The sequence below is a fragment of the Pseudonocardia aurantiaca genome, from assembly GCF_039526725.1.
Taxonomy (GTDB): Bacteria; Actinomycetota; Actinomycetes; order Mycobacteriales; family Pseudonocardiaceae; genus Pseudonocardia; species Pseudonocardia aurantiaca.
The window spans coordinates 349,884-364,536 of record NZ_BAAAJG010000016.1; the positions used below are offsets into that span (position 1 = coordinate 349,884).

General features: G+C 75.2%; 13 protein-coding genes and 2 riboswitches. Of the genes, 12 read left to right on the forward strand and 1 reads right to left on the reverse strand.

Annotated features, from left to right (window positions below; genetic code table 11):
• Positions 1 to 10: 10 nt before the first annotated feature.
• A complete protein-coding gene (locus ABD143_RS26270) occupies positions 11 to 247 on the reverse strand; it encodes a hypothetical protein (protein WP_343983834.1) in 237 nt (78 codons plus the stop codon).
• 220 nt (positions 248 to 467) lie between these two features.
• On the opposite strand from ABD143_RS26270, the gene cobM reads away from it, so the two are divergent.
• The 12 genes from cobM to cobT all read left to right on the forward strand — a co-directional run bounded on the left by cobM (position 468) and on the right by cobT (position 14,653).
• Positions 468 to 1,292 carry a precorrin-4 C(11)-methyltransferase gene (cobM, locus tag ABD143_RS26275; protein ID WP_343983837.1) on the forward strand — a complete coding sequence of 275 codons (825 nt, stop codon included), beginning with the start codon at positions 468 to 470 and terminating at the stop codon, positions 1,290 to 1,292.
• On the forward strand, positions 1,289 to 2,473 hold the full coding sequence (gene cbiE, locus ABD143_RS26280; RefSeq protein WP_343983840.1) for a precorrin-6y C5,15-methyltransferase (decarboxylating) subunit CbiE: 1,185 nt from the start codon (positions 1,289 to 1,291) through the stop codon (positions 2,471 to 2,473). Before cobM ends, cbiE begins: the two co-directional genes overlap by 4 nt.
• Complete coding sequence (gene cobJ, locus ABD143_RS26285; protein WP_343983843.1) at positions 2,470 to 4,137, forward strand: precorrin-3B C(17)-methyltransferase; 1,668 nt, start codon at positions 2,470 to 2,472, stop codon at positions 4,135 to 4,137. The genes cbiE and cobJ overlap by 4 nt, the downstream gene beginning before the upstream one ends.
• Positions 4,138 to 4,233: 96 nt before the next feature.
• Positions 4,234 to 4,365, forward strand: coding sequence for a hypothetical protein (locus ABD143_RS26290; protein WP_343983846.1), 132 nt, complete (start codon positions 4,234 to 4,236; stop codon positions 4,363 to 4,365).
• 101 nt (positions 4,366 to 4,466) lie between these two features.
• A riboswitch (cobalamin riboswitch) is annotated at positions 4,467 to 4,541 on the forward strand.
• 54 nt (positions 4,542 to 4,595) lie between these two features.
• Positions 4,596 to 5,198, forward strand: a complete 603-nt coding sequence (locus ABD143_RS26295; protein WP_343983849.1) for a precorrin-8X methylmutase — start codon at positions 4,596 to 4,598, stop codon at positions 5,196 to 5,198.
• Positions 5,195 to 6,097, forward strand: coding sequence for a sirohydrochlorin chelatase (locus ABD143_RS26300; protein ID WP_343983852.1), 903 nt, complete (start codon positions 5,195 to 5,197; stop codon positions 6,095 to 6,097). Before ABD143_RS26295 ends, ABD143_RS26300 begins: the two co-directional genes overlap by 4 nt.
• A 5-nt stretch (positions 6,098 to 6,102) precedes the next feature.
• On the forward strand, positions 6,103 to 7,314 hold the full coding sequence (cobA, locus tag ABD143_RS26305; protein ID WP_379659824.1) for a uroporphyrinogen-III C-methyltransferase: 1,212 nt from the start codon (positions 6,103 to 6,105) through the stop codon (positions 7,312 to 7,314).
• 14 nt (positions 7,315 to 7,328) lie between these two features.
• Complete coding sequence (locus ABD143_RS26310) at positions 7,329 to 7,889, forward strand: cyclodeaminase/cyclohydrolase family protein (protein ID WP_343983858.1); 561 nt, start codon at positions 7,329 to 7,331, stop codon at positions 7,887 to 7,889.
• Positions 7,886 to 8,788: a bifunctional 5,10-methylenetetrahydrofolate dehydrogenase/5,10-methenyltetrahydrofolate cyclohydrolase gene (locus ABD143_RS26315; protein WP_343983861.1), complete on the forward strand. Its 903-nt coding sequence runs from the start codon at positions 7,886 to 7,888 to the stop codon at positions 8,786 to 8,788. The genes ABD143_RS26310 and ABD143_RS26315 overlap by 4 nt, the downstream gene beginning before the upstream one ends.
• 62 nt (positions 8,789 to 8,850) lie before the next feature.
• Positions 8,851 to 8,964: riboswitch (cobalamin riboswitch) on the forward strand.
• Positions 8,965 to 8,994: 30 nt separating this feature from the next.
• Complete coding sequence (gene cobN, locus ABD143_RS26320) at positions 8,995 to 12,660, forward strand: cobaltochelatase subunit CobN (RefSeq protein ID WP_343983864.1); 3,666 nt, start codon at positions 8,995 to 8,997, stop codon at positions 12,658 to 12,660.
• Positions 12,657 to 13,391: a precorrin-2 C(20)-methyltransferase gene (cobI, locus tag ABD143_RS26325; RefSeq protein WP_343983867.1), complete on the forward strand. Its 735-nt coding sequence runs from the start codon at positions 12,657 to 12,659 to the stop codon at positions 13,389 to 13,391. Before cobN ends, cobI begins: the two co-directional genes overlap by 4 nt.
• Positions 13,392 to 13,573: 182 nt before the next feature.
• Entirely contained in the window at positions 13,574 to 14,653 is a 1,080-nt protein-coding gene (cobT, locus tag ABD143_RS26330) for a nicotinate-nucleotide--dimethylbenzimidazole phosphoribosyltransferase (RefSeq protein WP_343983870.1), read from the forward strand.

Below are 14,653 nucleotides of genomic sequence, written 5' to 3' on the forward strand. Positions count from 1 at the left end.
CGCCGATCTGTCACCGGCAGGACGAGACGGTTCGTCCCGGCACCGGCGGTAGCCCCTCGACGGAACGCATGACGTCGCCCGGCCCGAGGGAGGCCGGTGCGCAGCCCGTCGTCTGCGCGACCCGCGGAAGTGAGGCGGCCGTCGCGGGGGTCATCGCGGCGAAGGCTGCGAGCGTGACCAGGAGCGCGCCGACGACGATCGGCGCCACCTCCGACCGCGCGCAGCGGCCGAAGCGCTTATTCGGCATATGTCGGACACTACGCACCGGTATGCAACTATCCGGACACGCGAAGGTCAGCGCTTTGCCAGAAGGGCTAGGCGTACCCGAACGGACGAGTGGCACCCTCGCTCAGCCCCACTGGACGACAATGCCGCTCGTCCGTCGGCTCGCCGAATCCCCGTGCGCCTGGTCGCAGTCGGCCCCACGAGTTGGACTCCGCGGAGCGGCGCGGCACAGACTGTCCGGCGTGGAACGCGGGAGAGTGTCGTTCGTCGGGGCGGGGCCGGGAGCGGCCGACCTGATCACGCTGCGGGGCGCGCGGCGGATCGCCGAGGCCGACGTGGTGGTCTGGGCGGCGAGCCTCGTGATGGAGGAGTGCATCACCGAGCACGCCCGCCCCGACGCCGAGCTGGTCGACTCGTCGCGGATCGCCCACGAGGACGTGCTCGCGCTGTACGGCCGCGCTGCCGCCGAAGGTCTGAAGGTCGCGCGGGTGCACTCGGGCGACCCCTCGCTGTGGGGCGCGGTCCAGGAGCAGTACGACGCCGCCGAGGCGCTCGGGCTCGAGGTCGAGATCGTGCCCGGCGTGTCCGCGTTCGGGGCCGCCGCGGCCGTCGCGGGGCGCGAGCTGACCATCCCCGAGGTGGCGCAGTCCGTGGTGCTCACCCGCCTGGAGGGCGGCAAGACGCCGATGCCGCCGCGGGAGAAGCTGCGCGAGTTCGCCCGCCACGGCACGACGATGGCGATCTTCCTGTCGGCCGCGCGGACGGCCCAGATGGTGGCCGAGCTGCGCGCGGGTGGGTACCCGGACGACACCCCCGTCGTCGTCGCCTACCGCACGAGCTGGCCCGACGAGGTGACGCTGCGCTGCCGCCTCGACGAGGTGGAGGCCGTGTGCAAAGAGCGCAAGCTCTGGCGCCAGACGCTGTTCCTGGTGGGTGCGGCGCTCGGCGCGGAGGGCACGCGCAGCCACCTGTACCACCCCGGCCATTTCCACACGTTCCGCAAGCCCGAGCCGGCCGCCCGCCGCGCGTTGCGGGCCGCGCGGGCCGCGGGCAGCGGAGCGCCGTGACACTCACCGTCGTCGGCGTCGACGGCGGGTCGTTGCCTCCCGGCGCCGCCTCGGCGATTGCGGCCGCGGAGCTCGTCGTCGGCGCGGCCCGGCACCTTGCATCCGTCGCGGTGCCCGCCTCGGCCGAGCGGGTCGAGCTGGGACCCGTCGAGCCCGCGATGGCGGCGCTCACCGGGCGCCGGGCCGTGGTGCTGGCCAGCGGGGACCCGGGGTTCTTCGGGATCGTCCGGCTGCTGCGCGAGCACGGGCACGAGCCCGTGGTGCTGCCCGCGCGGTCGAGTGTGCAGGTGTTCTTCGCGCGGCTGGGCCGGTCGTGGGACGACGTGGCCGTGGTCAGCGCGCACGGGCGGGCGCTGGGTCCGGCCGTGAACGTCTGCCGGGCGCGTCCCGCCGTCGCCGTTCTGACGGCTCCCGGGGCCGGACCCGCGGAGATCGGCGCCGCATTGGACGGGTGGCCGCGCACGCTCGTCGTGGCAGAGGACCTGGGCGGGACGGGGGAGCGGCTGACGACTCTGCCGGCCGCCGAGGCGGCCGCCCGGGACTGGGATCCGCTCACCGTGGTGCTCAGCCTGCGCGATCCGGACGCCGTGCCCGCACGCGGCTGGATGGCCGGTGGGGAGCCTGTGCCGCCGCCTGGCGGGTGGGCGCTGCCCGACGCCGCGTTCGAGCACCGGGCCGGGATGGTCACGAAGGCCGAGGTCCGGGCGCTCGCGCTGGCCCGGCTCGCGCCGCGGCCGGGGGAGCTGGTCTGGGACGTCGGCGCCGGCTCGGGGTCGGTCGCGGTGGAGTGCGCGCGCCTCGGGGCGGCCGTGCTCGCCGTCGAGCGCCGGGCTGACGACACCGCCCGGGTGGCCGCCAACGCCACAGCCCACGGCGTCGAGGTGCGCGTCGTGGCGGGTGCGGCGCCCGCAGCGCTGGCCGGACTCGCGCAGCCGGACGCCGTGTTCGTGGGCGGTGGCGGACCCGAGGTCGTCGCCGCCGTGGCCGCTGCCGGGCCCGCGCGAGTTGTGGTCGCGCTGGCCGCGCTCGACCGGATCGCCCCATCCCGCGCGCTGCTGCAGGACGCCGGCTACCGGGTCGAGGGTGTGCAGCTCGCGGCGTCCCGGCTCGCCGAGCTGCCGGACGGGGCCGTCCGCCTCGCGGCCACCAATCCCGTGACCATCCTGTGGGGGACCCGATGATCGCCCTGTTCGCCGTCACCGATGCCGGGCGGCGCGCCGCCGCCGAGGTGGCGTCCGTCCTCGACGCCCGGCTGCACGAGCTGGCCGAGCTGGCCGAGCTGTGGCCGAGGCTCGACGGGGCGGTGTTCTTCCTCGCGACCGGCGCCACCGTCCGGCTCGTGGCGCCGTTGCTCGGCGACAAGCACACCGATCCCGGGGTCGTCTGCGTGGACGAGGCCCGCCGGTTCGCCGTCGCGCTCGCAGGTGGCCACGAGGGCGGCGCCAACGCGCTGGCCACGCGGGTGGCGGCGGTGCTGGGTGCGGAGCCCGTGATCACCACCGCGTCCGACGCGGCGGGCCGCACCGGAGTCGACGGGCTGGCGGGGCTGCTCGGCGCCACCGTGGACGGCGACGCCGCCGCCGCGGGTACGGCCCTGCTCGACGGCGCCGCGCTCGTGGCGAACCCGCTCGGCTTCCCGCTGCCGCCGCTCCCGCCCGTGACCGGCGAGCCGCGGCACACGATCACCATCACCGACCGGCTGGCCGCCGAGCCGGGCACCCGGCTCGTCCCGCCGACGCTCGTCGTCGGCATCGGCAGCGCCAGGGGCGTGCCCGCCGCGGACGTGACAGCGGCGCTCCAGCGGCTGGAAACCGAGCACGGCGTCGACCTGCGCGCCGTCCGGGCCTACGCGAGCGTGGACCTCAAGGCCGACGAGGCCGGCATCCTCGCCGCGATCGCCCCAGCGGAGCTGCGAACGTTCCCGGCCGAGGTGCTCGCGGCGGTCGACGTGCCCAACCCGAGTGAGGTCGTGCGCGCCGAGGTCGGCACGGCGAGCGTTGCCGAGGCGGCCGCCCTGCATGCGGCCGCCGAGCTGGGCGCGGGGGCCCCCGTTGAGCTGGCGGCCGAGAAGACCAAACACCGGAACGTGACGGTCGCCGCCGCCCGCATCCGGCCCCGCGGACGGCTCGCGATCGTCGGGCTCGGGCCGGGCGCCGACGACCTGCGGGTGCCGCGCGCGGCGGCCGAGCTGCGCCGGGCCTCGGTGGTGGTGGGGCTCGACCAGTACGTCGAGCAGGTGCGGCACCTGCTTGTCCCGGGCACCGAGGTCCGGGTGAGCGGGCTCGGCGACGAGGAGCAGCGCGCGGCCGACGCCGTCGCACTCGCCGCGAAGGGCCTCGCGGTCGCGCTGATCGGCTCCGGCGACGCCGGGATCTACGCGATGGCGAGCCCCGCGCTGGAGGCCGCCGGCGCGGACATCGAGGTGGTCGGCGTGCCCGGGGTGACGGCCGCGCTCGCCGCCGCCGCGCTGCTCGGCGCCCCGCTCGGGCACGACCACGTGCTCATCTCGCTGTCGGACCTGCACACACCGTGGCCCGTGATCGAGAAGCGGGTTGCGGCCGCCGCCGAGGCCGACCTCGTCACCTGCTTCTACAACCCCCGCAGCCGCGACCGGCACTGGCAGCTCGGTGCCGCCCTGGACGCGTTCCGCGCGCACCGGCCGTCGGCGACCCCGGTCGGCGCGGTGCGCCAGGCCGGGCGGCCCGGGCAGCGGGTGTGGACCGCGCCGCTGGCGGATTTCGACCCGGCCGAGGTGGACATGCTGACGACGGTGGTCGTCGGGTCGTCGACGACGCGGATGGTGGCGGGGCGGATGGTGACGCCGCGGGGATATCGCTGGAGCTGAGGGATCAGGGACGATCGTCCTTATGCAGATCACCATCCGGCTCACCGACGAGGAGACCCAGGCATTGCGGTCTCAGGCCGCGCGCGAGGCCGCTCGATGGAGGCAGTCGCTCGTGCGGCGATCCGTGAGTACGTCGAGCGCGATGCCCACCGGGCCCGAGTGGCCGACGCGGCTCGTGAGGTTGCGGTGGAGTACTCGGACGCGCTGCGCAGGCTGGGCGAGGTGTGACGGACCTGCTGGTCTCCCGGTGGCGCGTTGACCGATGTCGGCAAGATCGCACGTCAGCTGGCGGTCTGGGCCCGGGAGCGGGTTAGGCTCAGTCGGCTGCGCGGGAACCCGGTGCGAACCCGGGACGGTCCCGCCACTGTGATCCGGGTGTTCGCGCACCCGGGAGTCAGACCCCGCGCCGCCGAGACCCCCGAACCGTCCGGGCGTGGACCCCCGGAGAGGAGAACCGCGTGCGCACCACCGTGCACCCGATCGAGGTGGAGTCGTACGCGATCCTGCGTACCCGCCTCGACACATCCGATCTGCCCCCGCTCACCCGCGCCGTCGTCGAGCGGGTGGTGCACACCAGTGCCGACACCGGCTGGGCGGGCGACCTCGTGTGCGACGAGGCCGCGTTGCGGGCCGGGCGCGAAGCCCTGCTTGCGGGAGCCCCGCTGGTCACGGACGTGCGGATGGTCGCGGTGGGCGTCACGAGCCGGGCCGCGACGGTCGCGCTCGACCTCGCCCACGCGGCCGGTGAAAGCACGACCCGCTCGGCCGCCGGGATCCGCGCCGCCGTCACGCGGTACCCCGACGGCGCGGTCTGGGCGATCGGCAACGCACCCACGGCGCTCGTTGAGCTGGTGCGCTGCGCGGAGGCCGGGCTCGTGTCGACGCCGCTGGTGGTCGGGCTGCCGGTCGGGTTCGTCGGGTCCGTGGCCGCGAAGGCCGCGCTGCGTGCGTCGGGCCTGCCCGCCGTCTCGAACCGGTCCGAGCGGGGAGGCGCGGCCGCCGCGGCCGCCGCCGTCAACGCCCTGCTCTACGCCGGGGACCCGGCCGGGGAGCTGGCATGACGCCCCCGTTGCTGCTCGTCGGTCACGGCACTGTCGACACCACGGGCGTGACCGAGTTCGTCGCGTTCACCGACCGGATGCGCGGGCTGCTCGCCCCCGACGGAGTCGACGTCGCCGGCGGGTTCATCGAGCTGTCGCTGCCCACGGTGCACGAGGCCTGGACCGCCCTGTCTGCCCGCGGGCACTCGACGATGGCTGCGGTGCCGCTGGTGCTCGTCGCCGCCGGGCACGCCAAGGGTGACATCCCCGCCGCGCTGCAGCGCGAGGTCGTGCGCGACCCGGCCACCGGCTACGTCTTCGGTCGCCCGCTGGGCCCGCACCCGGTGCTGCAGGAGGTTCTCGACGCCCGGATCTCCGCCGCGCTCGGCGACGAGCCCGCCGATGGGACGGCGGTGCTGCTGGTCGGGCGCGGGTCGACCGACCCCGACGCGAACGCGGAGGTCTGCAAGGTCGCGCGGCTGCTGCAGGAGGGCAGGCCGTACGAGTTCGTGGAGCCGGCCTTCGTCTCGCTGGCCCGGCCCGACGTCGCCGCCGGGCTGGCCCGATGCCGGGCACTCGGGGCGCGCCGGGTTGTGGTGGCCCCGTACTTCCTGTTCGACGGGGTGCTGCCGCGCCGCGTCGGCGACCAGGCCCGCGCCTTCGCCGCCGCCCACCCGGACGTGGAGGTCCGCGTGGCAAGCCACATCGGCGACTGCGCCGAACTGGCCGGGCTCGTGGCCGAGCGCTACCGGGAGGCGCTGCACGGCGACATCCGGATGAACTGCGACACCTGCGCCCATCGGGTGTTGCTGCCAGGGTTCGCCGACAAGCTCGGTGCTCCGCAGACCCCGCATCACCACCCGGACGACCCGAGCCACGGGCACGGCCACGGCCACGGACAGGCGGTGGTCGGACAATGAGTGTCGTGGACCCCTATCTGGTCGGACTCGACCTCGCCGGCCGCCGCGTCGTCGTGGTCGGCGGCGGCTCGGTCGCGCAGCGGCGCCTCGGCGGGCTGCTCCCCGCCGGCGCGGACGTCGAGGTCGTCGCACCCGAGGTCACCCCGGCCGTCGAGGGCATGGCGACGGCGGGCGAGCTGCGCTGGACGGCCCGCGGCTACCGCGATGGCGACCTCGACGGTGCCTGGTACGTCATCGCCTGCACGGACGACCCGGCCGTCAACGCCGCGGTGGGCGCGGAGGCCGAGTCCCGGCGCGTGTTCTGCGTCCGCGCAGACGACGCCCCGGCCGGCAGCGCGGTCACCCCGGCGGTCGGGCGCCACGACGGGCTCACGGTCGGCGTGCTCGCAGGGCGCCGCCCGCGCCGGTCGGCCGCGGTGCGCACCGCGCTGGTCGAGGCGCTGCAGACCGGGCTCGTGAGCGACACCGCAGAACCGCTGCAGCCGGGCGTCGCGCTGGTCGGGGGCGGGCCGGGCGACCCGGAGCTCATCACCGTGCGGGGCAGGCGGCTGCTCGCCCGCGCCGACGTCGTGGTGACCGACCGGCTCGGCCCGCGCGACCTGCTGGACACGCTCGCCCCGCACGTCGAGGTGATCGACGCATCCAAGATCCCGTACGGGCGCGCGATGAACCAGGCCCGGATCAACGAGCTGCTGGTGGAGCACGCGCGGGCGGGGAAGTTCGTGGTGCGGCTCAAGGGCGGTGACCCCTACGTCTTCGGGCGGGGGTTCGAGGAGGCGCTCGCCTGCGCCGAGGCGGGGGTGCCCGTCACTGTCGTGCCCGGGGTGACCAGCGCGTTCGCCGCCCCGGCCGTCGCGGACGTGCCGGTGAGCCACCGCGGGGTGGCGCACGAGATCGTCGTCGTCTCAGGCCACGTCGCGCCCGGCGACCCGCGCAGCCTCGTCGACTGGCCCGCGCTTGCCCGGCTACGCGGCACGGTCGTGCTGCTGATGGCGGTGGAGCGGATCGGCGCGTTCGCCGACGCGCTGATCGAGGGCGGCCGGCCCGCCGACACGCCCGTCGCGGTGGTGCAGGACGGCACGATGCGGATCCAGCGCTCCGTCCGCGCCACGCTCGCCACGGTGGCCGAAGCCGTGCGCCGGGAGGGGATCAGCCCGCCGGCCGTGGTCGTCGTCGGCCCCGTGGCCGGGCTGGCCGGCGGCCCGGTCACCAGCTGAGGACGGAGGAGCCCGTGCCGGACGACGAGTCGTCCCTGCTCGACCTGACCGTCCGCGAGCTGCTCGACGCCGTGGCCGACCGCACCACGGCCCCCGGCGGTGGTGGGGCGGCGGCGCTCGCCACGGCGGTCGCGGCGGCGCTCACCGGGATGGCCGGGCGGTTCTCCGACGCGGGGCCGGTGGCCGCCGAGGCCGACGACCTGCGCACGAGCGCGGCCCCACTCGCCGACGCGGACGCCGCGGCCTACCGGGCCTACCTCGCGGCCACCCGGCTGCCGCGCGACGACCCCGGCCGGTCGGAGGCCGTCGCCGCCGCGCGCAAGGACGCCATCGCCGTCCCGGCCGAGATCGGGCGGCTGGCGGGAGCCGTCGCAGGCCTCGCCGCCGGCCTCGTGCGCAATGGCAACCCGAACCTGCGCAGCGACGCCATCGCGGCGGTCCACCTCGCTGCGGCGGCCGCGGACACCGCCGCCGAGCTGGTGTCGGCGAACAACGCGCCCGACGACGTGCTCGCGCGCGCCCGCGCGGTCGCCGCCGAGGCCCGCGAGCGGGTGCGCGAGGTGGCGCCCGAGTGACGGCGGAGCTGATCGACGGCCGGGCCGTCGCGAAGGCGCTGAAGGACGACGTGGCCGCCGAGGTCGAGGCGCTCACCGACCGCGGCGTCACCTGCGGGCTCGCCACCGTGCTCGTGGGCGACGACTACGCCGCACGCGCCTACGAGCGCAGGCTCCGCCGCGTGGCTGGGGAGCTGGGCATCGACTACCGGCACTACTACCTCGGGCCGAGCACCGACCTCGGGGCCGTCGTGCGTGTGGTGCGGCAGCTGAACGCGGACCCCGCGGTGCACGGCGTGCTCGTGCTGCGGCCGCTGCCCCCGCACGTCGACGAGGGCGCGGTGTTCCAGGCGCTCGACCCGGCCAAGGACGTCGAGTCGGTGCACCCGGAGAACGCCGGGCTGCTCGCGCTGGGCACACCCCGGTTCGTCCCGTCGACCCCCGCCGCGGTGTTCCACGTGCTCGACGGCTGGCTCGACGCGGCCGGCGTCGACATCGTCGACTTCTACCGCCGCTCGACCGTCGTGGTCGTCGGGCGTTCCAACAACGTCGGCAAGCCGGCCGCCGCGCTCGGCGTCCAGCGCGATGCGGTGGTGCTGACCTGCGACGAGTGGGCCGACCGCACCGGGCGCCTCGCCGAGCTCACCCGCCTCGCCGACGTCCTCGTGGTCGCGGCGGGCGTGCCCGGCCTGATCGGCGCCGACCACGTCGCTCCTGGCGCGCTCGTGCTGGACGTGGGCATCAACCCGGTCACCGACACCGAGTCCGGGCGCGTGCACCTGGTCGGAGACGTCGACACGGCCGCAGTCGCGCACCGGGCCAGGGCGCTCACGCCCGTGCCGGGCGGGATCGGCCCGGTCACCGACGTCTGGCTCATGCGCAACACCGTGGCGGCCGCCCGGTCGACGATCGGCGGGTAGGCACCCGGACGCGCGAAGTCGGAATCCTCACGCCGCGTTGACCCGCGCCGCCGGCGTGTGTTCCAGTTCTGGGCGACGTCAGTGGAGGAAGCCGGTGTGAGTCCGGCGCGGTCCCGCCACTGTGACCGGGGGTCGCTCCTCGGGAGCCAGACACTCGCTGCCGTCGCAGATCCCGAGCGGAGGGCGCGGACCCTCGAGGAGGAACGATGACAGGCTCGACGTCTGTCCTGTTGCTGTCCACCGCCGACACCGAGCTGCTGGCGGCCCGATCCTCCGGCGCGCTGTACCGGACGGCGAACCCCGCCCGGGTCGAGCCCGCCGGGTTGCCTGCGCTCCTCGACGGCGTCGACGTCGTCGTGTTGCGGCTGCTGGGGGGCCGCCGGGCGTGGCCGGAGGGCGTCGACGCGCTGGCGGCGTCCGGGCGGCCCGTCGTGCTGCTGGGCGGCGAGGCCGCGCCCGACGCCGAGCTGATGGCCGCCTCCACCGTGCCCGCCGGGGTCGCGTCCGAGGCGCTCGCCTACCTCGCCGCCGGCGGGCGCGACAACCTCCGCGAGCTGCACCGGTTCCTCTCCGACACCGTGCTCCTCACGGGCGAGGGGTTCGCCCCTCCCGCCCCGGCCCCCGACTTCGGTGTGCATGGTGAGCGGGCGCAGGACCCGGCGCGGCCGACCGTCGGCGTCGTCTTCTACCGGGCGCACGAGCTGTCGGGCAACACCGCGTTCGTCGATGCGCTGTGCGACGCGATCGAGGCGCGCGGAGCGAACGCGCTGCCGGTGTTCTGCGGTTCGCTGCGCGGCGCGGATCCGGTCCTGATGGGGCTGCTCGGGAAGGCGGACGCGCTCGTCGCGACGGTGCTCGCCGCGGGCGGCACGGTCGCGGCCGGGGCGAGCGCGGGCGGCGAGGAGGACGCCTGGGACGCCGGAGCGCTCGCCGAGCTCGACGTCCCCGTGCTGCAGGGGCTGTGCCTCACGACCTCGCGGGCGACCTGGGCGGAGTCCGACGCCGCCCTCTCGCCCATGGACGCGGCGATGCAGGTGGCCATCCCCGAGTTCGACGGCCGGATCGTCACCGTGCCGTTCTCCTTCAAGGAGACCGCCCCGGGCGACGACATCCCCGTCTACGTCGCCGACCCCGAGCGCGCGGCCCGGCTGGCCGGGATCGCCGTGCGGCACGCGCGGCTGCGCGCCACGCCGGTCGCGGAGCGGAAGCTCGCCGTCGTGCTATCGAGCTACCCGACCAAGCACTCCCGCGTCGGCAACGCCGTCGGGCTCGACACCCCGGCGTCGGCGGTGGTGCTGCTGCGCGCGCTGAGGGAGGCCGGGTACGAGGTCGACGATTTCCCGGAGGACTCCGACGAGCTGATCCACTCGCTGATCGCCGCGGGCGGCCACGACGTCGAGTGGCTGACGGAGGAGCAGCTCGCCGCTGCGCCCGCGCGGGTGCGGCTGGCGGACTACCGGCGCTGGTTCGACGCGCTCCCCGCGGAGCTGACCGACGGCATCCGCAAGCACTGGGGGGAGCTGCCGGGCTCGCTCTACGTGGAGGGCACGGACGTCGTGCTGGCGTCGCTGACCTTCGGCAACGTCGTGCTGATGATCCAGCCGCCGCGCGGGTTCGGCGAGAACCCGGTGGCGATCTACCACGACCCGGACCTGCCGCCCTCGCACCACTACCTCGCCGCGTACCGCTGGCTCGACCACGAGTTCGGCGCCGACGCTGTGATCCATCTCGGCAAGCACGGCACGCTCGAGTGGCTCCCCGGCAAGGGGCTCGGCCTCTCCGCGGGATGCGCCCCCGACGCGGTGCTGGGCGAGCTGCCGCTGGTCTACCCGTTCATCGTGAACGACCCGGGCGAGGGCACGCAGGCCAAGCGCCGCGGGCACGCCGTGGTGGTGGACCACCTGGTGCCGCCCATGGCGCGCGCCGACACCTACGGCGAGATGGCGAAGCTGGAGCAGCTCCTCGACGAGTACGCCGCGGTGCAGGCGATGGACCCGGCCAAACTCCCGGCGCTGCGGACGCGCATCTGGGAGGTGGTGACGGCCGCGCAGCTGCACCACGACCTGCACGTCGACGCGGCCCCCGGCGAGGACGACTTCGACGACTTCATCCTGCACATCGACGGCTACCTGTGCGAGGTCAAGGACGTCCAGATCCGCGACGGGCTGCACATCCTCGGCGCACCCCCGCGGGACGAGGCGCAGGTGAGCCTGGTGCTGTCGATCCTGCGGGCGACGCAGGTGTGGGGCGGGCGGAAGGCACTGCCCGGCCTGCGAGCCGCGCTGGCGAACTGGAGTGGGCTGGACGAGCAGGAGCTGCTGGCGAACCCCGGTACCCACGTTCAGGAAAGCCACCCTGAACCTCGCCGCCGACTGCGTGCGCTTGCGCCGGGGCCCGCCGTCACCGGGGCCGATCTCGTCGACGTGCTCGAAGGGGCCGCGCGGGTGCTCGTCTCCCGGGTGCAGGACCGGGGATGGGCCGGTGGCGCGTATGTGTGTGCAGAGCTTCTGGGGGAGGAGGTCGCCGACGTCGTCGCGGTTCTCGACTTCGCCTGCCGGGAGGTCGTGCCGCGGCTCGAGCGCACCACCGACGAGGTCGCGCACGTCCTGCACGCCCTCGACGGCGGGTACGTCCCCGCCGGGCCGTCCGGGTCGCCGACACGCGGGCTGGTCAACGTGCTCCCGACCGGGCGGAACTTCTACTCCGTCGACCCCAAGGCGATCCCGTCGCGCTCGGCGTGGGAGGTCGGCTCGGCGCTGGCCGAGTCGCTCGTGGCGCGCCACCTCGCCGACACCGGCACCTACCCGAAGTCGGTGGGCCTGACGGTCTGGGGCACCTCCGCCATGCGCACCCAGGGCGACGACCTCGCCGAGATCCTCGCGCTGATCGGCTGCCGCCCCGTCTGGGACGACGCCTCGCGGCGCGTCACCGGTGTGGATGTCGTGCGGCTCGCGGAGCTCGGGCGCCCGCGCATCGACGTGACCGTGCGCATCTCCGGGTTCTTCCGTGACGCGTTCCCGCACGTCATCGCCCTGCTCGACGACGCCATCCGCATGGTCGCCGAACTGGACGAGCCGGCCGAACAGAACTACGTGCGCGCCCACGTCGAGGAGGACGTGGCCGATCACGGCGACCGGCGCCGCGCCACGGCCCGGATCTTCGGCTCGAAGCCCGGGGCGTACGGGGCGGGGCTGCTCCCAGTGATCGACGCCCGCAACTGGCGCAGCGACGCCGACCTCGCCGAGGTGTACGCGGTGTGGGGCGGCTACGCCTACGGCCGCGGCCTGGACGGCCGCGAGGCGCGCGCGGACATGGAGCAGTCGTTCCGCCGCATCGCCGTGGCGGCGAAGAACCAGGACACCCGCGAGCACGACATCGTGGACTCCGACGACTACTTCCAGTACCACGGCGGGATGGTCGCGATGGTGCGCGCCCTGACGGGCCGCTCGCCCGCCGCGTACGTCGGCGACTCCGCGGTCACCGACGCGGTGAAGACGCGCACGCTCGCCGAGGAGACCAAGCGGGTGTTCCGGGCGCGGGTGGTGAACCCGAAGTGGATCTCCGCGATGCAGCGCCACGGGTACAAGGGCGCGTTCGAGATCGCCGCCACCGTCGACTACCTCTTCGGCTACGACGCCACGGCGGGCGTGGTCGACGACTGGATGTACGGGCAGCTCGCGCAGAGCTACGTGTTCGACGAGACCAACCGGGCGTTCATGGAGAAGTCCAACCCGTGGGCGCTGCGTGGGATCACCGAGCGCCTGCTCGAGGCGGCCGACCGCGGCATGTGGGCCAAACCCGATGACGCCGTGCTCGACCGGCTGCGCCAGACCTACCTGGAGCTCGAGGGCGACCTGGAGGGCCAGTCATGAACACCCTCGTCGGCGTGGGTGTCGGCCCGGGCGACCCGGAGCTCGTCACCGTCAAGGCGGCGAACCTTCTCGCCAAGGCTGACGTCGTGTTCGTGCCGGTCAGCGACACCGGGGAGACGGGCCGCGCGGAGCAGACGGTGCTCTTTTACGCCGAGGCGTGGCGCGTCGAGCGGGTGGTGTTCGCCCTGCACGACCGCGAGCACACGGAAGCTCGCGAACGTGCGTGGGACGCTGCGGCCGCGCATGTGGCCGACTGGTTCCGCGCCCGTCCGGGCGGGGTCGCGGCGTTCGCGACGATCGGCGACCCGTGCGTCTACTCGACGTTCAGCTACCTCGCCGCGTCCGTCCGGGAGCTCCTTCCGGGGCTCGATGTGCAGCTCGTCCCGGGGATCACCGCGATGCAGGACCTGGCCGCCCGCAGCGGCACTCCGCTCGTGGAGGGGCGCGAACCGCTCGCGCTCTTCCCCATGACCGCCGGCGCCCACCGGTTCCGCGAGGCCCTCGAACGCGGCGACGCCGTGGCCGCGTACAAGTTCGGCCGCATGCTGCCCGAGACCCTCGCCGTGCTGCGCGCGACCGGCCGCCTCGACGAGGCCGTGTACGGGGCCGGGCTGGGCCTGCCGGAGCAGGACATCCGCCCGGCGTCCGAGCTGAACCCCGACGAGCCGGGTCCGTACCTGTCGACGCTCATCGTGCCGCCCAAGCGCACCCGCCGCGGCGGAGCCCTGTGACCCTCGCTGTGAGATCGCGACTCGCGCGCACTCAGACCGCGACTCGCGCGCACCCAGACCCCGACTCGCGGAATGGGGGCCTCGACGCCCGCGAGTCGGGGCGTGAGTGCGCGCGAGTCGGGGCGTGAGTGCGCGCGAGTCGCGGGGCCTGGCCTGGTGCAAAGGAACTTCTAGGAGGAGCTATGGACCTGCTCGCCGAGACGATCGCTGCGATCGCCTCGCCGGACGCGGGCGCGCGCGCCGCCGCGGCCGAACGGTTGGACCGCATGACGAAGCCACGCGGCTCGCTCGGCCGCGTCGAGGACCTCGCCGTCACGCTCGCCGGGATCGCCGGGGAGTGCCCGCCGCCGGTGCCCGAGCCCGCGGCGGTCGCCGTCTTCGCCGCTGACCACGGCGTGCACGCGCAGGGTGTGACGCCGTGGCCGCAGGAGGTCACCGCACAGATGGTGGCCAACTTCCTGTCCGGCGGAGCGGTGGTGAACGCGTTCGCGCGGCGGCTGGGCGTCGAGGTCTGTGTCGTGGATGTCGGTGTGGCCGCGCCGCTGGACCCGGCACCCGGACTGCTGTCCCGCCGCATCGCCGACGGCACCGCCGACCTCTCCACGGGCCCGGCGCTCACCAGGGAGCAGACGCAGGCGGCCGTCGAGACCGGGATCCAGACTGCCCGTGACCTCGTCGCCGCCGGGAACCGCTGCCTCCTCACGGGTGACATGGGAATCGCCAACACCACGGCCGCTGCGGCTTTGATCTGCGCGTTCACCGGCGCGGACCCCACGGTGGCCACCGGGCGCGGCACAGGCGTCGACGACGACACCCTCGCGCACAAGACCGCTGTGGTCGCGGCCGCCATCGAAAGGCACCGGCCGGACCCGACCGACCCGCTCGGCGTGCTCGCCGCGTTCGGCGGGCTGGAGCACGCGGCCATGGCGGGGTTCGTGCTGGGCGCGGCAGCGCTGCGCGTCCCGGTGCTGCTGGACGGCGTCAACGCGGGCGCGGCGGCGCTCGCGGCCGCGGCGTTCGCCCCGGACGCTCGCGGCCGCTGGGTGGCCGGGCACCGGTCGGCCGAACCCGGTCACCAGCTCGCGCTCGCCCACCTGGGCCTCGACCCGCTGCTCGACCTCGGCATGCGCCTCGGCGAGGGCACCGGTGCCCTGCTCGCGCTGCCCGTGCTGCAGGCCGCCGCGCAGGCCCTCCACGACGTCGCGACGTTCGACGCTGCAGGTGTCACGGACAAGACCGACAGAGCGGACGCGTCGGGCTGA